The organism is Mesotoga sp. BH458_6_3_2_1 (genome assembly GCF_003664995.1).
In the GTDB taxonomy this organism is placed as follows: Bacteria; Thermotogota; Thermotogae; order Petrotogales; family Kosmotogaceae; genus Mesotoga.
The window spans coordinates 48927-68200 of the sequence record NZ_JFHL01000015.1; the positions used below are offsets into that span (position 1 = coordinate 48927).

Genomic DNA, 19274 nt, shown 5'->3' on the forward strand with positions numbered 1-19274 from the left:
ACTAAAAGGGGGTCAGAAGATGATTGTTGAGAATGTGAAAAGGCTGAGAAGTGAAATACCTGATTATGTGACCATTGTAGCTGCATCGAAAACGAGAACTGCTTCAGAAATTCTAGAGCTTCTGGAAAGTGATTTGAGAGATGTCGGTGAGAACTACGTCCAGGAGGCTGAAGGGAAGTTCGAAGCTATAGGTAACAAAGCTAGATGGCATTGCATCGGGCACTTACAGAGAAACAAAGTGAAAAGGGCGGTAGAGATTTTCGACATAATTCAGACCGTAGATTCATTCAAGCTCGCAGAGGAGATAGACAAGAGATGCTCATACCTTAGTAAGAAGATGCCGGTTATGATCGAGGTTAACAGCGGCAGAGAGGAGAACAAGGCAGGAGTCTTTCCGGAAAGTGTTCTGCAATTGATAACTGAGATCTCGCCGCTCAAGAATATTGGTGTGGTCGGTCTAATGACTATGGGACCTTTCACAGAGGATCCCGAAGAGATTAGGCCTAGTCTGAGGCTTACAAGGAGGCTTTTTGAAGAGATCTCAAAAGCGAAGATCGAAGGAGTCGAAATGAAGAACCTGTCGATGGGAATGTCCAATTCCTACAGGGTTGCGATCGAAGAGGGTTCGAACATGGTTAGACTGGGAACAATTATCTTCGGAGAGCGACAATAGTAGTTCGGCCAGTTGATCCCTTTGCGATTGGGAGTAAACGGGGTCAACCCTTTGCGGGATTTTTTTCGAGATTCAAATGTTCAATGCCTTAGAGAGATTAGAGTCGAACAGAGAACTTCACAAAGTCCTTGGCTTATGAAAATCAAGTACTGTTGGCATTTGTGAGCAGCTCTAGCCCTATTCTCATTCTCTTCGTGTCGACTTCCAGGACCCTTACCTTCACAATCTGACCTACGCTCAATACCTCGAGAGGGTCTCTAACCCTTCTTCCCATTTTGCTCTTGTGAATAAGGCCATCCTGCTTGACTCCTATGTCAACGAAGGCTCCGAAATCTACGACGTTTCGAACAGTCCCCTCCAGTTCCATCCCCGTGGACAGGTCTTCCATGGAAAGGACATCCGTTCTAAGGATCGGTTTTTCGAGTTCCTCCCTGGGGTCTAAACCTGGCTTTTTCAGCATGCCCACAACTTCTCTCACGGTTATTGGATTGAATCCCTTCTCCTTAGAAAAAGCGTCGAGATCGATCTCGTCGAGTTTTGCCGGGACTTCTTCTTTTTTTGTGAACAGCTCCTCTGGGTCAAAGTCAGCGCTATTGAGGATATCTCTGGCTATCTCATAACTTTCGGGATGAACGGAAGTCCCATCGAGAGCCTCTGATCCATTGATGATTCTACAGAAACCGGCCGCCTGCTCGAAGGCCTTTGGGCCTAAACCTGAGACCTTCAGCAGTTCCTTTCTGCTCCTGAACCCTCCGTTTTCAGCTCTATGCTTTACAATGTTCAGTGCGGCTCTAGAGTTTAATCCGGAGATGTATTTGAGCAAATGCTCCGATGCAGTGTTTAGATTGACACCCACTAGATTAACTACAGACTCGACCTCTCTGTCGAGCGTCTTCTTCAGTTCCGACTGATTGACATCGTGCTGGTACATGCCGACTCCAATAGCTTCCGGGGGGATTTTCACGTATTCGGCCAGTGGGTCCTGAACCCTCCGCGCAATCGAGATCGCTCCTCTTGTTGTTACATCTTCGTTCGGGAACTCCTCAATCGCAACTTTTGAGGCAGAGTAAACCGAAGCACCCGACTCCGTTACAATCATATATTTGACGGGAAGTTTGTACTCCTTTATCAGCCTGCTTACAAAGACCTCGGTTTCTCTGGAACCTGTACCGTTGCCGATAGATATGAGTTCGACCTCTAAGGTATTTATTGCCTGAACTACCTTCATCGAAGAGTTTATGTAGTCGCTCTGAGGTGGGGTCGGAAATATCACATCATGATAGAGAAGAGAGCCGTCCTTTCCGATAACCGCCACTTTGCATCCGGTCCTGTAACCCGGGTCGATACCCATTACAACTTTTTCGCCGAGAGGAGGCTGGAGGAAGAGATCCCTGAGATTTCTGGCGAAAACATGGATAGCCCTTCCCTCGGCCTCTTCTCTTATGATGTTTCTCACTTCTCGTTCAATAGAAGGCATAAGCAACCTAGAGTAAGAATCGGACGAAGCCTCTACCAGTTCTTCATAGTAGGCTAGATAGTCTTTCCAACCTATGGAGTCTCTTAGAGAAGGCAGAATATCGAAGGGCAACTCCAGCTTCAACGAGAGAATCTCTTCTCGTTCGCCCCTGAAAAGAGCCATAATCTGGTGAGCGGCCAGTCTAGAGAGCGGTTGAGAGAAGTCGTAGTAGTCCCTGTAAACCTCGCGCTCATCCTGCTTATCGGAATTAGAGCTTTTGATTGCCCCTTTAGCCTTTAGTTGATTTCTTAGCCTTTCCCTCACGGATATCTCCTGAGAAAACTCTTCGGCGAGAATATCCCTGGCTCCTTCGAGAGCCTCTTCTGTCTGAAATATCTCCTTTTCTGCATCGACAAACGTAAGGACGAAGGTTTCGTCCTTAATCCTTGAAGTCTTCAGGAAATCTGCCAGCGGTTGTAACCCCTTTTCCCTCGCTTTGTCTGCTCTGGTTTTCTTCTTCGATTTGAAGGGAAGATAAAGGTCCTCAACCAGCTGAAGGTTTTTTGCATTACTGATGGCTGCTTCCAGTTCCTCGGTGAGTTTGCCCTTTTCTTCAATTATTCTCAGGACTTCTTCTTTTCTGGAGCGAAGCTTCTTGGCGTATTCGAGCGCATCGGAGATCTCTCTTAACTGTATCTCGTTCAGTTCTCCGGTCTTTTCCTTTCTGTATCTGGCGATGAATGGTATAGTCTTTCCTTCTTCAAGCAGTTCAACGGCATTTTCAACTTTCCATCTCGGTAGAGCAAGAGAGTTAGCAATGTCTGTAACAATTTCATTCATCCGATGTGACCTCCAGAACCGTCTTTATGCTCTCTATAGGGAATGAACCGTAAGCCGTTTCGTTTGAGAGAACAACTCCTCCGAATCCCTGCCTTTGAATGTCCTTCAGATGACAAAGCTCACTCCTGGTAGCGAAGGGATGGTCAACCATGTGTTCAAGAACCTCACCAGCCATGAGCACCGGTTTGTAGAGTTTGCGGAGATTGTCCGAGAAGAATGTATAGAAATCTACGAGGCCTCGCGCCCCCAGCTGGGCTCCAAGGTCACCTCTGCAGAACCAGATTTCGTCACTTGAAGCCGAGATCTCTTCTATTCTGGAGAACGGAAGCTCTCTTTCGATCTTAGAAGCTACTTCTCTTCCAGAGAGTTCCTTCAATTCGATTACCTCGCTTGGACTGGAAACAAAGGAGAGCGCATATCTTACGAAGCCGTACTTCTTTGTGGCAAGCACGATGTCTGAATCTCTGGAGGAGAGTTCAATCTGATTTATCGGATGGGGCGATATATTCATGCCTTTGGCCGGTCGGATAACGCCGCCTCTCAGAACCATTGCTCTTGCGAAATCCGCCTCGAGTTTGAGTACCTGCAGTTCAATCCTGCCATCCTCTATTGACACTCTCATCCCGGGAGAGAGGTATGAAAGGGTTCTGGGATCAACCGCTATGCTTCTCAACTGAGATGATTGACAGCCAAGAACAACCTGTTCCCCAGCCTTCACTTCCATTATTGGCTGACTTCTGGACAGCCGAAGCTTGGCACCCTGTAGATCTATATACATAGGAAGAGTACAGTTATCTTCGTAGTAAGAGATGAATTTCTGAAGCTCTTCAAGAGAAACGTGAGAAGAATTGAATCGTATGGCCGATGCTCCCGACATTTCGATCGATTTGAGAAGTTTCCGGTCATTTATTGTGGCAACAATTGAGAACTCTCCCATCTAGATCACCTCTAAAGAGATTATATCAGCAACGCGATTTGAGAACTTAGTGTTTTGAGAATGAAGAATTCAGTGGAATTTGATCGAATGATGCTCCTAAATGAAGGCTTAAACTAGAGGATCTTACAGAATTAGTAACTTTAGGGAGAAAAGGCGCTTCATCTATCCTGGGAACTAGATTAGTCCTTCCGCTATGCATTGCTCAAGAGTCTTTACGATTTCCGAATCATACAAAGTACCGGACTGAGACTTAAGCTCTTCGAGTGCGTCCTCGCAACTCATAGCTTCTCTATAGGGTCTTCTCGATGTCATCGCGTCGAATGAATCGGCGACGGCCACAATTCTGGCTTCCAATGATATCTCATCTCCCTTCAGTCCATCGGGATATCCAGTGCCGTCAACTCGCTCATGATGATGCCTAATAATGTCATGAGTGTCTTCAAGAAAATTCCCTTTTACCATCTGACATCCGAAAACCGGGTGCAATTTGATTATTTCAAATTCCTCTCTGTTCAGTCTTGATGGTTTCTTCAGAATTGAATCATCGATCTCAATTTTTCCAATGTCGTGAAAGAGAGCCCCCATTGCTATGACCTCCTGTCTTTCTGAAGGAATACCAAGTCTTTTTGCAATAGCAAGAGACACATCTCTCACTCTTTTGCCGTGTCCATGAGTGTACGAGTCTTTAAGTTCTACGCGAGCAAGAATATCTTTCATAACTGAAATGTTATTGCTAATGTACTTGAACAATGGTTTTGAGGAAACGTGCAACAATCTTACATCAGTCTTGGGTTTTAGCTCTACAGGTACTTTGAGGTTATGGGCATAGAAATAATCGCCTGGTTCAAGGTTTTCCTCTTTTTCGGAGTAATTGCAGGAAATTATCCCATTCAAAACATAGTAAAACTCAAGCAAATCTCCACCCGGGAAGGTGTCTAGAAAGGTAATTACACCTGCATGCAACTCGTAAATCGAAATTTCTACGCCATCACCGTGGGCCAAAAGTGAAAGTGACGAGTTCTTTTGAACAACTGTCTCGATCGTTTCGTTAGCTTTGCACACTTTAAAGCCTTCCATCTCTTCCCCCAAATGAAGCTGATAAAGAAACCATGATAATCATATAGAGTCTATCATATAATGTCACGGAGATTCCATGTAATCAAAAAATGCCGTAGTTGTCTACGGCATTTAATACTGATGATAGTCAAAAGCTGCTAGACTAATCGTCGATTATGAGAATCGGATCGATCAAGAAAATCTTATATCCTAGCCTTACTGGAACATAATAGCAAATTGCCTTATATCCTAGTTCTTCGATTTTTGTTATGGCACTCTGGGAAATCAAGAACGCTCTCTCGGCAAGATCGTTTCCGAGATTGTCTATTAGAGTCTTATAGGCCACCGGTGACATGCCCTTCTCTTCGTAATGTTCCGTGAGTTTTTCGGCCTTCTGAACTGTGGTCTCGATTAAAGACTCAATCTGCTCGTTTGCCGATTCGGCGATGTCCTCCGCCAATTCTAGCGACGAACCAATTGCAGATGACGCAAAGGACAATACGAAGAGGAGTACTAATGTATAAGCCAATACTCTTTTCATACCAACTCTCCTCCTTTGTATTTCTTCGAATGTATTAATCATATCATATAATCTATTGATTTCAAATCTCGACTGAAATACTATAAGGCTCTCTGAGAAATTACAATTAGTGAAGAGCTATTGACAGCATGGGATGTGATATTCTGTAATTATTGCTCCTTTGAGAAAGAGAGGTGATCCTTGTGAGGAAGTTTGTCGATTTGACCAGAGTTGTCGAAGATAACCAGCCAGTGTATCCTGGTGACGATCCCACAAGGTTGTGCAGGTCGAGAGTCTTGAACGAAGATGGATACAACAATCACAGACTAGAAATAAGTATGCACTCGGGAACCCACATAGACGGTCCCATGCATCTCACCCAATCGGATCTCTATGTAGATCAGATCGAGATCAACAGACTTATTGGCAAGGGAGTCCTTATTGATGTGAGAGGAGAGACAGAGATAGCAATGAAGTCTCAGTATGAAGATGCGATCTCTGAAGACTCGATTGTTCTTTTCTGGACTGGTCGGGATTCACTGTTTGGCAGCGAGGACTATTTCTTGAAGAACCCATTCCTTACTTCCGAACTGGCTGAATTTCTGGTAGAGCGCAGAACAAGAATGGTTGGCTTCGACTCATCTTCTCCGGATCGATACCCTTACGATATCCACGGAATTCTTTTCGGTGGAGGCTGTCTCATCGCAGAGAACCTGACCGGTCTTGAAAACCTGTCGGATTCGAAAGAGCTGGAAGTCTTCGCGATTCCGTTGAAGATCCATGCTGATTCCTCTATAGCCCGAATCTTTGCCGCAGTCAGATAGAGGAGAAAAACCTTGAAGATTCAGGCAGTCGGCAGCAGGGGAGTTTTGTTTACCTTTCAGGACGGAGATTCACCGATGGGTGGGGAAACGTCTGTCTATTTAATAGAAGGGGTAGACCGCTTTTATTTGTGTGATACGTTTCTTGGAAGTAGATTTATGAACGTTGTTAAGGATCGAATTAAAGAAAGTCCCAGAAAGGATCTCGTGATCTTTAACTCACATTCTGATTATGACCACGTCTGGGGGAACGGAGCGTTCGAGGGGTGCGAAATCGTTGCCCATGAACTTGCAAGAAAAAGAATGGAAGAAAGATGGGACTACGATTTCGAAAATCTGGAAAGATTTCGCGACGGAGATGTTCTGAAAAGACTTCCAAGTATCACCTTCAGTGATCGGTTGGTCTTTGAAGATGACGAAATAGAATTTCGTTATATGCCGGGACACACTCTCTGTTCTTCGGTATGTATCGACAGAAGGGATTCGGTAATCTTCGTAGGAGATCTTGTTGAAGATCCTTTACCACTTACTCTCTGGAGAGATCTGGTAACCTTCACGGAGAGTTTGAAGACTATACTTAAGATGTCGTATCGGACCGTAATTTCTGGACACTCCGGAATCGTCGGCGACAATCTCGTGAGAAGGAATCTGGAGTATCTGAAGGTTCTTTTCCTTGGTGAAGAAATAGATGTTGAAGAAGGCGAAGAGACACATTCCTTCAACACAAAGTATCTCGAGTTTCTGCATTATGAAGATATGGCAAGAAAAATTCTTGGCGATAGGTTTGACTTCGTGCAGTTCAAGAGAGAGTTTTGGCAGATGCTCGGAGTCGAAAGGAAATCTTTGAAATTTGAATCGAGATTGATCCGGCAGACTCCTTCTGAAAGACTTGAAGAGATCTGGCCGCAATATGAAGAGCTTTTGATGAATAGAAAGTATTTCGAATGAAAGAGAGTAGAATATTTGGCAAATCTTAGATGGAGGTGAGAGGATGTTTGGATTCACGATTATTCCTTTGATCATCGGCATCACGGTGGTAGTGGGACTGATTATGTACTTCACGATTGCAAGGTGAAACGAGTGACAGAGGCTTATAAGCCAGCATAGCTCTTATTTTCCTTATCCTTTCAAGTGAATGCTTTTTTGAATATTTCCATGAATGGAACCTTCGGTTGTCTTTGCTCTTCGATCTTAAACTGCTGCCCCTCAAACGTTAGGAATGATTGAAGGGCAGCTCGATGCATCACTAAACTACTTTAGAGCGATGTTACAATCTCAGGATACTCTCTTTACTGATTACTGAGTTACATCCCTTCCGAGGCCGAGTGCATTCGGACGTATGCATCTTCGCCCCACACGGCAGAGAAGCGATTCTGGGAGTAGTAGGTTGCCGCCTGCTGGAGCAACCCATCCTTACAGGGTATCAAGACCTGGACACCGTATTTCTGGGCGAGTTCGCCGATTATTTCGGCTTCAAGCGCTAGAACTTCGGTTTCCATGTATGATCTCGCCGTGTGCAGTGCCTCGAGAATCCACCCTCTTTGCTCTTCGCTCAGTCTCTTCCATGTGGCCTCGCTAATTGTCGGGTTTACCGATTCGATTTGATGGCCGGTAAGTATGATGGTCTTTATCGAATCAATGCACTCTTCAGCTGTAACGCATTCAAGGAGCATTTCCGCGCCCTGAATCGAGCCGCAGCTCATCGCATCTTCGAGAGTGCTCTGACCCATATAGACGGGAGATGCGCCAAGAGCTTTGCAGGCGTCGAATGAGCCCTGGTAACAGCTTGAGCAGAGTCTCAGCCCTTCTAGTTGCGAAGGATCTTCGATACCGCTTATGGTTTCGTTTAGGAAGAGATGATGACTACCGCTGTACCAGTTGTCGAGCACCCTAACTCCGGAGTTTGCTGCGGCTCTATCGAGAAGCTCTGTCATGATTCCGCTCTCCATGGCCTTGTCCATGTGTTCCGCATCCTCGAAGAGGTAAGCTGCAGAGAAGATCGAGAGTTCAGGAAGGAAGAGCAGGTCGGCAATTGTGCACAGGCTGCAGTCGAATGCCATTACTTCCATTCCGTTGATTACACCGGAAAGAAGTTCTTCGGGGCCGTGGTTATTAGTATGAAAGATCCTGACGTAAATGTCGCCTCTGCTAAGAGTGTTTACGGTGCTTGCGAAGACCTTCATCGCTTCAACTTTAATATTATCCACGGGAGCAGAGGTAAAGGCGCTTATGAATATGCTGTACTCCTCTTCTTCCTCCCCTTCTCTGTAGAAGCCATCGACGGCTTCTACTGGTTCATCTCCTTCCCTGGATGAAGCTGCCGAAGATGCAAAATAGTAGAACTGGGGATCTTCGTATTCCTCTCCTTCTCTGTAGAATCCTCTCGCCTCCATGTTTTCTAGAGTGACTGCTTCCAGGTTATCCGGATTATCCTTGACAGGGGGGACATTTGCTGCGAAGTTGTAGAACTCAGGCACTTCTTGTTCTCCATCCGGGTAGAATCCTCTTGCCTCCATGTTTTCTCTTTTATATGGATCTTCGTTTGTTTCAGCCGAAGTCCATTTGAGTATCTCCTCGAGAGAGATTTCTGGAACCTCGGAAAAAACCGATCCGCCAAGCAGTATTAGTGAGACTAAGAGAAAGACTGATACTAGCTTCATTCTTCTCATGTAATCTCCTCCTCGGGCCAATAAGGCCTCTTATCGGTTCGATCGCTTTATGTAAGGACGATATATACCCAGCGGTCTTTTCCTATCGCAACGAGAGTATATACCCCGAATAAGCAGCTGAAGGGGTACATTTGCTTCTAAGTTAATGGGAACACTTCAAAAAAATCCAGCAAACAAGATTCGTTAGCTATCCGTTCTTTGCATGCCTGTCAACTGGACTGGATTAGTGTATTATGATAGCAGGTCGTCTCTGAAATGGAGGGTTTTGCTTGAGATTCAGAAGTTCCGAAGAAAGAGCGAGAGCAATGGGGACGATGAAGATCCCTTCGCTTCTCATAGGTCTTTCGATTCCTTCAATAATTGCAATGTTGACAAATGCTATCTACAATCTTGTCGATACTTTCTTCATTGGGCGGATAGGCACAAGCGCCGTAGGCGCAGTTGCAGTTGCCTTTCCCATATTCAATCTCATAGGAGCCGTCGGCCTGACGTACGGTGTGGGGGCCGCTTCATATGTTTCGCGTCTACTTGGTGCCGGAGATAAGAGGCAAGCCGATAAAGCAGCATCCACGGCTCTCTTTACAAGTTTTGCCACGGGAATTGCCTTCACAATACTGGGGCTTATATTCCTTGATCCTCTTCTTACCGCTTTTGGAGCTACCGAGACTATTATGGAGTACGCGAGGGAATACACAATGATAATTATCATGGGGTCGATATTTACCATGATGAACATGACCATGAACAATCTCGTTAGGGCGGAAGGCAACGCCCAGAGATTCATGGTTGCTATGGTTTCTGGAGCTCTTCTCAATGTTGCGCTCGATCCTGTCTTCATCTTCGGATTTGGAATGGGGATCACGGGAGCGGCCGTTGCGACGGTCATCTCTCAGTCTATCTCGACGATTATCATACTCGAGTACTTCGTAAGAAAGAAGAGTTACACAAATCTATCGATAAGACTGTACAGGTTTTCTCTTCAGATATACTCAGAAATCTTCAAAATTGGGCTCCCGACATTCCTTCGGCAATCCTTGTCGAGTTTCGCCGTCGCGCTCTTGAATAACGCTGCTGGAAACTACGGGGACCATGCCGTTGCGGCCGTCGGAATAACAATGAGGGTTCTCATGTTGGGCATGATGGTTCTATTCGGTTACGGTCAAGCCTTTCAACCGGTTGCGGGCTATAATTACGGTGCGAAGAAGTTTTCGAGGGTTTTCGAAGCTCTGAGATTTTCGGTGATCGTGACAACGGTTTTTGCATCGGTTTTTGCCATAATCGGATTGACTATACCGGATTCGATTATCAGCATCTTCAGTAACGATCCCGAAGTGATCGACGTGGGTTCCAGAGCCTTTAGGGCGGTAAACATCTTCTTTCCGACATTCGGCTTCGTCATAACTTTTACAGTCCTATTTCAGGCTCTTGGAAAGGGATTCGCGGCAGGATTGCTGTCGATGTCGAAACAAGGTTTCTTCCTTATCCCGGCAGTAATCTTTTTGCCAAGGTTCTTCGGGCTCAACGGGGTCATTTACTCTCAGACAGTTGCAGATTTCTTTACTCTGTTTGTTGCCGCAATTCTTGCCGTAGCGATTGTCAAGAAACTGAAGGTTCAAAGTAGGGAGCTTTCTCTTGCAGAGAAAGGTGGCCAGTGATTCCTAGAAGATCAACGGCGGATGACCATCTTTCATTATAGCCCACGACATATCTTTTGAAGTGTGCCCAATCCCGATATTTCCATACCTATCGATTGCTATTAGACCGCATTCGCACTCGGAGTATCTTGCTCTCTCCAGAGCTATGTCAACTGCTTTTTGGGCTGGATACTGTTCCATAAAGAAAGCTACCAGCCTGCTCAGAGTGAGTTTCATAATCTTTTCTCCATGGCCCGTTGCAGAAACTGCACCGAATGAGTCTGCGTAGGTTCCTGCACCGATAATTGGAGTATCGCCGACCCTTCCGAAACTCTTCATTGACATTCCGCCTGTCGACGTCCCTGCAACCATTCTTCCATGGTCATCTATGGCAACCGCTCCACAGGTGGAGTGATACTCTTGTGCCTTTCTGGCCAGCGAGATGCTTTTCCCAAAACGTGTCTTTTCGCCTCTTTCAATTCTTTCCAGTTCACCCTTCCACTGCTGGTATCTGTGAGGAACAACGAGGGCGTCATCTCTGGGAAATTCCAATACTTTAACAAATTCCTCTAGTTCGGCTCCTGCGAGCAAAACATGATCGGTTTGCTCCATGACGGCCCGTGCCACCATTATGGGATGCAGAATTCTCTTCAGCCCGGAAACTGCTCCCGCATTCAGATTATTGTCCATTATCGCGGCGTCCATTTCAATCTGGCCATTGTAGTTAAGTACCGATCCCCTGCCGCAATTAAATGTAGGGTTCTCTTCCATCTTGGACACGGCGGCTATTACGGCTTCTTCAGAGCTGTTTCTTTCTTCAAGAGTGGAGTACCCATGTATGACTGCTTCTTCAACTCCTCTCCTGTGTTCATCGAAGTCCTTGTCACTCTTGAAGCTTCCTGTACCGCCGTGTACAATGATGGTTTTCATACCAACACCCCGCTCCAAATGGATAATGGGTCTTAAAAGAAAAGAGAACATTCCTCGTTAAACTAAAGAATAAGAAAGCCACAAATGGTAAAAAAGCAATTCCCCACTTCGATTCCATCGTATTTCTTAAGACTAAAGCAGATTCATTTAGCTTTTTGCTTACACCAGACCTATTTCTACCGGTCCTCCATACTTATAGCTCTGTAGCCTCTTTCCTCCACTTCAAATAGCTTTTTCATTTCCTCCATGCCTGTCTGTTTCTCACTTAGGATAATGAAGTTCCCTATCATTTCCGCTACTGCAACGGGTCCAACGAAGGAATTCCCAAACAGAAGTGAGTTGTTCTCGCATACTATTACCGAATAGGCTCTAGAATAGATAGGACATTCAATCGAATCCGTTACAAGGAGGGTCCGAACCTTCCTCTCGCCTGCAAAATCGACCATGTATTCTATCTCTTTCGAGTAGGGAGGAAAGGTCATTACAACGAGAACATCAGCTCTGTCCATAAGCTTTATGGTATACGAGAAATCAGAAATTGACCCCGTCAGAAGCCATGTTGGTTTATTCTGTAGAACTGATATGGTGTACTGCATAAGAGAGACAACATTCTTTGTGGCTCCAAATCCACCGAAGTAGATACTCCTGGCTGACTTAATTGACTCCACCCATTTATGGATCTCTTCTCCTATTCCGGAGATGGTGTTTTTGAGATTGTTAATCTCATTTTGAGCGAGCAACTTCAGCTGGTTTTCGATAGGAGCTCTGTCAAGATCAGTAGTCGCGATCTTTTCATATGGCGATAGCCTTCTTCTAAGTTCACTCTGGATCGACTTTTTCAGTTCATTGAATCCCGAGAAACCGAGACGCCTGGAGAATCTAACTACAGATGCCTTGCTCGCGCCTGCCATAGAGCTGAGTTCTTCAATGGACATGAATCCCACCTGCGAGTATTCTTTGAGAATGTAGGTTGCAATCCTTTTATAAGCTGGAGATAAATCGTCTTTGATTCTCGCTATTTCTTCGGATACCATTGGTATCACCCTTCGGAAAGAAATTGATTATTCATGTATTCTATGAAAATATCTTTTCATAATGATAGCATATTGAAACTATATTTTCATAACAGCACATACTTCTTCTCGCTAGAAACAAAGATGATCACTGAACTATGGAAGCTTGGATCTTGATCTTGATCCTCCACTTTTAGAGATTCAGTCTGATTGATTTGATATGTTGAAGATCCATTGGAGTAATTTGGAGGCGTAATACATCATAGTTAAATCTACTCAAGAGGGTGTTATTCTATGTAACAGCGCAGATGATAGAATATAGTTACATTAATTAGGAGCTGGGTTATAAACAACTGAGATGGATGGCCATGATGTCTTGACTCACAAATGCATGGATATGGAAAAAGCCTTTCTATCTGAGGAAGTCGAGATTAAACCGTACTGCTATCGGGCTTATGATCAGGGTCCGTACAATAGCTCTAAGGATGGTTTTGAAGATTACCTCGGAAGGCCGTACCTCTCACGTTCAGATGAGGAGCTGTACTTACCCTTTTTCGACAATAAGCTTCCAAGAAGTGGTAGAGCTCCCGCATGGCAGATTCTGACAGTTTATTCATATGAGCCCGACTTTGGCATGGATGAAGGCTTAAGTCTTTCACCTTTACAGAGATTCATGGGGGGAAGTGGAACTTGGCGTCATGAGGAGTTTCATATTCTTCTCCGATTCGGTGAAGTGATAGATAGATTTCTACACTTCGACCGTTTGAGTATGCTGGCCAATGAGAAGAGAGATAGATATTGGGTTCTAAGATTCGCTGCCAGGGCTCTCCACTATCTTGAGGACTGCGGAACACCTTATCACACCTCTCCCGGCTCTCCCGTCGAAATTTTCAAGATACCCTTTCTGTACAGGAAGCAGTTCAAGAAAATCAGCTTCTATCACAAATTTCACGACAGATATCTGGGCTACCGATTGTGGAGAGGCTACAAACCTTTTTTGGAGGAGATAGAGGGGACTGAGGTCGGCATCTTCGATGGACTCGAAAAAATGGCGGAGACAATTAGAAGGAGAGCCCTCAATCTTCTGCCCGAGGTGGAACTGTCTGTGAAAAGACTTATCGGCGGCAATTCCTTCGAGAATCCATCGCCAGAGTTGTCAAAGGAGTATTATGACAAACTCGTCAGTTCCCAGGATACCCGTAGACTGGATGAAGTAAGCTGCAAGGTACTTCGTAATCTCTCTTCGGGAGTGAAGTTTTACCTGAATAGGCTGGAAAGAAGGCTTAACTGAAAGTCGCTTGGAACTTCCTTATCACTGGAAAAGCCGCCTGGATTACTCGGTGAATTGAAACCCCTCTTTGAAAAGCTCAAGGCAGGCTTCGACGACTCTGCGATCGTAGAACTTTCCAGAGTTTTGCCGTATTTCATCCAGTGCCGCCTCTATTCCAAGAGATGCTCTATAAGGTCTGTGAGAAGACATTGCCTCAACTACATCGGCAACGGCAATAATACGGGCCTCTATTCTGATTTCATCGCCCGTTAATCCTCTGGGATATCCGGATCCATCAAGTCTCTCATGGTGTTGAGCAACGATATCGGCGATCGGCCATGGGAAGTAAACCTCTTTCAGTATGTCGTACCCCTTCTTTGAATGCTCTCTAACTAAATCGTATTCGAGATTGTTCAGTCTTACCGGCTTCGTCAGTATTTCAGTGGGCACTGCGCTTTTCCCTATGTCATGAAGCAAAGCGGCTACCCTTATCGATTCAACGATATCTTCATGCATCTCATCCTCAGAAAACAGCTTTCTCGCTATTGCTGTCGAAAGCTCGCTTACACGTTTCTGATGGCCGGAAGTGTAGGGATCCCTCGCTTCAACAAGGGAAGACAAAGTATTTATAAGTGACTCAAGGCTCTTCTTGACTGACGCCTCGGCGATCTTTCTCTCGGAGATATCCAAAACAATGGCAACAAAGACACGTTCATATTCGTTGTCGTGAAGCTGCAGTCTTACTTCGACGGGATACCCGGTTCCATTCTTTCTTATATGAACGGTTTCGAAGACCTCGTAACTTCCAGGCTCTTTTTTGAGTCTGGAGATAATGTCTTCGAAGACCCTTCTGTCCATCTCCAACTTCAGATCCAGTGGAGTCATCTTTCGCAACTCTTCAAGAGAGTACCCTGAATTCTCTATAGCACCCTTGTTCGCTTGCAGAAATCTCAGAGTCTCTGGATCGAATATATATAGCTCATTCACTGAAAGATCTATGACTCTTCCCAATCTGGTGAGGGCCATCTCTGCGAGCTTCCATTCGGTAATATCCATGGCGATTGCACCGACCATGGGTTTATCCTCTTCTGAAACAATTGGAAACTTCTGAACATAGAGGATCCTTTCCTTGCCGTCGGTACCGAGTACCCTCTCTTCCCTCACGATGTTTTCCCCGTTCTGAGTCCTCCTGTCATCTTCGAGTATTAGCTTGCCGAGTTCTCCGGGATAGTTGGCTTCGGGATTCTTTCCTTTCCAGTCTTCTTTGAAACCAAAGACTCTGGCTGCGAAGTCATTGAAGTATGAAGTCTTCAGGTCACTATCAGAAATGAATACGGCTCCGGGCAGTTTATCCATGAAAAGAGAAAACCTCTTCTGAAGAACTCTCTCGTTCTTCTCAATTCTTATCTTATGAATCGCAAAAGAAATATCATCCACGATTTCGGAAAAGAGATCTCTTTCATCCTTCGAAAAAGAGAAGCTCTGTTTCATAACTACGGCCATAGCACCCAGGATATTGCCACCGATTCTGAGCCCTTTCGCGAAGACTGCAAGATCATCTAAATCGCTGCTTGTTACGCATTGTTTGTTGTACTCTCTTCCAGTTAAGGAGATCACTCCTTCTTCTTCCATTGCCCTTCTCAAAAGAGGAGGAATTTCTCCCGACTCGAAGATCGAGTCGACTTCGAGCAGCTGCGTTCTGCTGAAGCCAGAAGCGGCCCAGTTCTTCACATTTTCATTCTCAACTAGAACAAGAAGACATCTTTCGAAACCGCGGGAACCCGTCATAAGCTCCGTCGCTCTTTTAATCAACTCTTCAACATCGGTTGCCGATACTATCAGCTGGTTTACTCTTCTAATAGATGATAGAACACCGCTCTGATGCTCTAGCTGAGCCTCTAGTCTCAGTGACAGTATTCCATAGGAGATATCTTCGCCGAGCTCTTCAAGAAGGCGAACCTCCTCATTATCAAATGCATCTTCCTCCGTGGAATAAATAACAAAGCCGCCGATAATCTCTTTTCCAATAACAAGAGGCACGGCAATCGATGACTTCAACCCGTACTTCAGAACTGTCTTCTTCCAAGGAAGATAGTCGGGTGAACTGTCGATTTCCCTTGAAATGAATGTCCTGCCGGTCTTTATGGCTTTTCCTATTGCGCTTCTGCTCAATTCGCTGTTATCCCAGGCGACTGTAACTTCGTAGGGATATCCCTTTGCCACTCCACTTACCGCAACAGGAGTCAGCATTTTCCCCCCGGACTTCTTGAAGGCTATCCAGACAAGAGGGAACCCTCCATTTTCGACCACGATGTCACAAAGTCCCTTAAGTAAAGAATGTTCATCCTTTGCATGGACAAGAAATTCGTTTGCCCTGAACATTAGGGTGAGCAATTTGTTGAGCTTCTGAAGTTTGATTTCATCCATCCTGCGCTGGGTAAGATCGGTGTACATTCCGACCATCCTCAAGGGTTTTCCTTCACTGTCTCTTGAGACAATTCGTGCTCTATCACGAACCCAGACAAGAGAACCGTTCTTCCCTATAAGCCTGTACTCTTTTTCATAGAATGGTATATCGCCCTTGAAACATCTGTTGAGAACTGACTTCACCTCTTCAACATCTTCGGGATGAATTCTCTTCTCCCATTCGCTGACATGGTCAGAGATCTCTTCGTCAGAGAAACCAAGCATGTCCTTCCACCGCTTCGAAAAAAAGGCTTCACCGGTTTCAATATTCCAGTCCCAAATGCCTTCCCCAGAAGCTTCAACAGCAAATGAAAATCTTTCTAGATTCTCCCTAAATATTTGACTAGTAGAGATTTTTTCAAGGGAATTTGATAGACCGACTGCCACTGCGCAGAGAAGGTTTCTCTCTTCATCAAGAAATGGTTCTCCGGGAAATTTAACCTGGTCTGAGAGGGAGACTCCGATTTCCCCTACCGTTCTTCCATCCACAATCAGGTCCGAAAAGATGGTGCGACTCTCATGCCAGGTATCCTTCGAAGAGCATTGTCGCCCATCAATCACGATTCTTACGGTAACAAGATCGGGATATCTGAATCCTCCTGCAAGCTGATCCAAAACCAGTCGAACAGCTTCATCTGAATTAGTGGCCTTGTGAAGGGACTTGTAGATTTTGTAGAGACAATCAAGTTCTTTAATCCTCTCTTGAAGGGCAAGAACTGATTCTTCTGAAATGTCGCTACCTTTTTCTTTCCTCACTTAGACGCCTCTCTCCGCGGGAGTATAGAATCATTCTAGCATTAAAGAATACGGTTGCAAGCCCATGTTTTGACTATAAAAAGCCGTTCCGAAAGAGAACGGAACGGCAGGAGCTTACTTTATTTTGGTGTTTTCCTTAGGAAAGACCCATCATTTCGACCTTGAATATGTTATCGAGGTCTTGGGACATTTTTCCTTGCACTTCAGGCATACTAAGCACTCTGAAGTGTCTATCTTCATACCATCATCCTCTTTTTCAATCGCACTTACAGGGCAAACTCTTTGACAGATCCCACAGGAAACGCATGATGTTTTTTCGACTCTCATTCCAAAGAGCGGGTTTCTTGAGAATATTGATAGAAGTGTTCCGAAGGGACATATATATCTGTGCCAGAATTCCTCTTCGAATACCAGAGTAACTAAGACTGAGAAAGCGGTGATGTACAGAAGCAGGTTCATCCTGATTCTAAAAGCCTTAACGGCTACCATGAGCATGACGAAGAGCACCAGTACAGTCCACCTAAATATGTTGTTCTTGAATACTGCGGGTGTTTTGAGTCTCTTAATCTTCAGTTTAGAGTACAACCAGTTGATGGGTCTGAATAATGTCTCCATTGGACATATCCATCCGCAATAGACTCTTCCCAGAAAAATAGCTCCTAAGAGACCGATTCCGAATATCAGGAACCACCTCTGTAAATCCTTGTTTCTCAACAAGAATAAGAAGAGTGCAAGAAAAATTATCTCCACTATTACTCTGAGAGTTGTGGCTTTTTTGTTTGACATAGTAATCTCTCCCTTCGATCAAAGTCTATAGCATTGGAGAGATCAAGTCCGTGACATCTATCACGAATTTCTCTATTGACTAAGATCCTGATTGATTTTCTGGTATATTCTTCTCTATAGGTCTGAATACTGGTGGTGATTCTTTGAAGAAGATCGACGGAAGTGAATGGAAGAGACTCCTTCCTTTTCTGTACAGAAGAAAGGAGCTGAACATGTTCATAATAGGAGATATTGAGAATACAAGTCCAGATTCAAAGCATTTGGAAATCTTCCTTGAAGGAAACTTCGAACACCCTGACGGGATCCTACTTCGGTACTACAAATTCTTCGTTCTTGCAGATACTGATAGAACGGATTTCAAAGAAGCAGCCGAAATCATAAGGAGGTACAAGAGGGCAATGATGTTGAGTGGTACAGTTGGTGGGATAGATGCTATTTCTTCGCATTTGAGTGACTTGCTCAAGGAAGAGGACACGCTACATTTCGCAATTCTGAAAGAACCCAGTCTCATAGAGCCAATACATAAGGTAAGAAGGGCAACGATGAAAGATGCTTTGAGACTCCTTGCTTTTCTTGGTTCCATAGAGGAGTTTCACGCTACGGAAGAAGAGTCCTTCATTGACACGCTGAGAGACGGTAGCACCCGAAGATACATGATTGAAGATGGGAGCGAGATCGTGGCTACGGCCGCCAGTACTTCAGAGAGTTCTGACATGGCAATGATAATTGGCGTTGCAACAAGAAAGGATTTCAGAGGGCGGGGTCTTGCTTCGGCCGTTGTATCTAGGCTATGTGAAGATTTACTCGCCGAGGGAAAGATACCGTGCTTGCTATACGACAATCCAGAGGCGGGAAGGATCTATAATCGGCTGGGTTTCAGAGAGATTGGCAAGCTGAAAACACTCAGGTTCAGAAAACAATAACCTTCAGAAATCAAAGACAACTCCGATCTGACCCATTGGAACAAAACTGGTTTCCGGGTTCGTAATTCGCTGATACATTCCAAGACTCATCCCAAGCTGAAAACCTGTTTTGAAACTAGGATTGAGACTCCATTTGATCTCAAGAAGCATTCCCACCATTGCCGCCAAATGGAGTGCGCCGGAGAATATTGCTCCAGCACAACCTCTTGCAATAGCTGAAATTATCATCTTCTCTCTCCGAAGAACCTCAAATGACGAACTGTATCCTCCGGTGAGCGAGAAAGACCAGCGACCACCTGAACCAAATATCGTAATCGGTGGTATCGCTCCCACCCCGCAGTAGATACCGGAGTCCAGTTCTAGAGAGAAGCCGATTATTGCTGGACCTTCTATTCCAGCTCGCAGTGTGAGTCCCGGAACTGCCGCAAAGAAAACCAGAAAGGTGAAGATCATAGCAATCGTTTTCAGTGAAATCTCCTCCTTCTTCAACGAGATTATATTCCTGTTTGAACGCCTAACGATAC

General features: G+C 45.0%; 16 protein-coding genes. 6 read left to right on the forward strand and 10 right to left on the reverse strand.

The window, feature by feature from the left end:
• Positions 1-19 precede the first annotated feature (19 nt).
• Positions 20-673 carry a YggS family pyridoxal phosphate-dependent enzyme gene (locus Y697_RS07980; RefSeq protein ID WP_121551106.1) on the forward strand — a complete coding sequence of 218 codons (654 nt, stop codon included), beginning with the start codon at positions 20-22 and terminating at the stop codon, positions 671-673.
• Positions 674-815: 142 nt separating this feature from the next.
• Here Y697_RS07980 and Y697_RS07985 read toward each other — a convergent pair whose 3' ends face one another.
• The 4 genes from Y697_RS07985 to Y697_RS08000 form a co-directional block, all read right to left on the reverse strand.
• Complete coding sequence (locus Y697_RS07985) at positions 816-2969, reverse strand: Tex family protein (protein ID WP_121551107.1); 2154 nt, start codon at positions 2967-2969, stop codon at positions 816-818.
• Positions 2962-3906, reverse strand: coding sequence for a pyruvate kinase (locus Y697_RS07990; RefSeq protein WP_121551108.1), 945 nt, complete (start codon positions 3904-3906; stop codon positions 2962-2964). Before Y697_RS07990 ends, Y697_RS07985 begins: the two co-directional genes overlap by 8 nt.
• 174 nt (positions 3907-4080) lie before the next feature.
• Positions 4081-4983 carry an HD-GYP domain-containing protein gene (locus tag Y697_RS07995; RefSeq protein ID WP_121551109.1) on the reverse strand — a complete coding sequence of 301 codons (903 nt, stop codon included), beginning with the start codon at positions 4981-4983 and terminating at the stop codon, positions 4081-4083.
• 142 nt (positions 4984-5125) lie between these two features.
• Positions 5126-5503, reverse strand: a complete 378-nt coding sequence (locus Y697_RS08000; RefSeq protein ID WP_121551110.1) for a hypothetical protein — start codon at positions 5501-5503, stop codon at positions 5126-5128.
• 182 nt (positions 5504-5685) lie between these two features.
• On the opposite strand from Y697_RS08000, the gene Y697_RS08005 reads away from it, so the two are divergent.
• Positions 5686-6306, forward strand: coding sequence for a cyclase family protein (locus Y697_RS08005; protein ID WP_121551111.1), 621 nt, complete (start codon positions 5686-5688; stop codon positions 6304-6306).
• Positions 6307-6318: 12 nt separating this feature from the next.
• Positions 6319-7251: an MBL fold metallo-hydrolase gene (locus Y697_RS08010; RefSeq protein ID WP_121551112.1), complete on the forward strand. Its 933-nt coding sequence runs from the start codon at positions 6319-6321 to the stop codon at positions 7249-7251.
• A 356-nt stretch (positions 7252-7607) separates the two neighbouring features.
• Here the strand turns inward: Y697_RS08010 and dctP are convergent, their stop codons facing one another.
• Positions 7608-8972, reverse strand: a complete 1365-nt coding sequence (gene dctP / locus Y697_RS08015) for a TRAP transporter substrate-binding protein DctP (protein WP_121551113.1) — start codon at positions 8970-8972, stop codon at positions 7608-7610.
• Between the two features lie 269 nt (positions 8973-9241).
• Here dctP and Y697_RS08020 point away from each other — a divergent pair, with 269 nt between their 5' ends.
• The gene (locus Y697_RS08020; protein WP_121551114.1) at positions 9242-10627 is read left to right on the forward strand and encodes an MATE family efflux transporter; all 1386 of its coding nucleotides are present in this window, start codon (positions 9242-9244) and stop codon (positions 10625-10627) included.
• A 3-nt stretch (positions 10628-10630) separates the two neighbouring features.
• On the opposite strand, the gene Y697_RS08025 is transcribed toward Y697_RS08020, so the two are convergent.
• Both Y697_RS08025 and Y697_RS08030 read right to left on the reverse strand, forming a co-directional pair.
• Positions 10631-11536 carry an isoaspartyl peptidase/L-asparaginase family protein gene (locus Y697_RS08025; RefSeq protein ID WP_121551115.1) on the reverse strand — a complete coding sequence of 302 codons (906 nt, stop codon included), beginning with the start codon at positions 11534-11536 and terminating at the stop codon, positions 10631-10633.
• A gap of 176 nt (positions 11537-11712) precedes the next feature.
• Complete coding sequence (locus Y697_RS08030; RefSeq protein WP_121551116.1) at positions 11713-12570, reverse strand: MurR/RpiR family transcriptional regulator; 858 nt, start codon at positions 12568-12570, stop codon at positions 11713-11715.
• 370 nt (positions 12571-12940) lie between these two features.
• On the opposite strand from Y697_RS08030, the gene Y697_RS08035 reads away from it, so the two are divergent.
• A complete protein-coding gene (locus Y697_RS08035) occupies positions 12941-13840 on the forward strand; it encodes a hypothetical protein (RefSeq protein WP_259462386.1) in 900 nt (299 codons plus the stop codon).
• 42 nt (positions 13841-13882) lie between these two features.
• Here Y697_RS08035 and Y697_RS08040 read toward each other — a convergent pair whose 3' ends face one another.
• Complete coding sequence (locus tag Y697_RS08040; protein WP_121551118.1) at positions 13883-17041, reverse strand: PAS domain S-box protein; 3159 nt, start codon at positions 17039-17041, stop codon at positions 13883-13885.
• 150 nt (positions 17042-17191) lie between these two features.
• Positions 17192-17827, reverse strand: a complete 636-nt coding sequence (locus Y697_RS08045; RefSeq protein WP_121551119.1) for a 4Fe-4S binding protein — start codon at positions 17825-17827, stop codon at positions 17192-17194.
• A 143-nt stretch (positions 17828-17970) separates the two neighbouring features.
• Between Y697_RS08045 and Y697_RS08050 the strand changes: the two genes are divergently transcribed.
• Entirely contained in the window at positions 17971-18750 is a 780-nt protein-coding gene (locus tag Y697_RS08050) for a GNAT family N-acetyltransferase (RefSeq protein WP_121551120.1), read from the forward strand.
• 3 nt (positions 18751-18753) lie between these two features.
• Here the strand turns inward: Y697_RS08050 and Y697_RS08055 are convergent, their stop codons facing one another.
• Positions 18754-19239 (reverse strand): hypothetical protein, encoded by a 486-nt coding sequence (locus tag Y697_RS08055; protein WP_147433192.1) that lies wholly within the window; start codon positions 19237-19239, stop codon positions 18754-18756.
• Positions 19240-19274 lie beyond the last annotated feature (35 nt).

What these genes read in the sequence shown, in the direction of transcription:
- Y697_RS07980 (WP_121551106.1), top strand. Translation starts at nt 20, where the DNA reads ATGATTGTTGAGAATGTGAAAAGGCTGAGAAGTGAAATACCTGATTAT.
- Y697_RS07990 (WP_121551108.1), bottom strand. Translation starts at nt 3,906, where the DNA reads ATGGGAGAGTTCTCAATTGTTGCCACAATAAATGACCGGAAACTTCTC.
- Y697_RS07985 (WP_121551107.1), bottom strand. Translation starts at nt 2,969, where the DNA reads ATGAATGAAATTGTTACAGACATTGCTAACTCTCTTGCTCTACCGAGA.
- Y697_RS08000 (WP_121551110.1), bottom strand. Translation starts at nt 5,503, where the DNA reads ATGAAAAGAGTATTGGCTTATACATTAGTACTCCTCTTCGTATTGTCC.
- Y697_RS07995 (WP_121551109.1), bottom strand. Translation starts at nt 4,983, where the DNA reads ATGGAAGGCTTTAAAGTGTGCAAAGCTAACGAAACGATCGAGACAGTT.
- Y697_RS08030 (WP_121551116.1), bottom strand. Translation starts at nt 12,570, where the DNA reads ATGGTATCCGAAGAAATAGCGAGAATCAAAGACGATTTATCTCCAGCT.
- Y697_RS08035 (WP_259462386.1), top strand. Translation starts at nt 12,941, where the DNA reads ATGGATATGGAAAAAGCCTTTCTATCTGAGGAAGTCGAGATTAAACCG.
- Y697_RS08045 (WP_121551119.1), bottom strand. Translation starts at nt 17,827, where the DNA reads ATGTCAAACAAAAAAGCCACAACTCTCAGAGTAATAGTGGAGATAATT.
- dctP (WP_121551113.1), bottom strand. Translation starts at nt 8,972, where the DNA reads ATGAGAAGAATGAAGCTAGTATCAGTCTTTCTCTTAGTCTCACTAATA.
- Y697_RS08025 (WP_121551115.1), bottom strand. Translation starts at nt 11,536, where the DNA reads ATGAAAACCATCATTGTACACGGCGGTACAGGAAGCTTCAAGAGTGAC.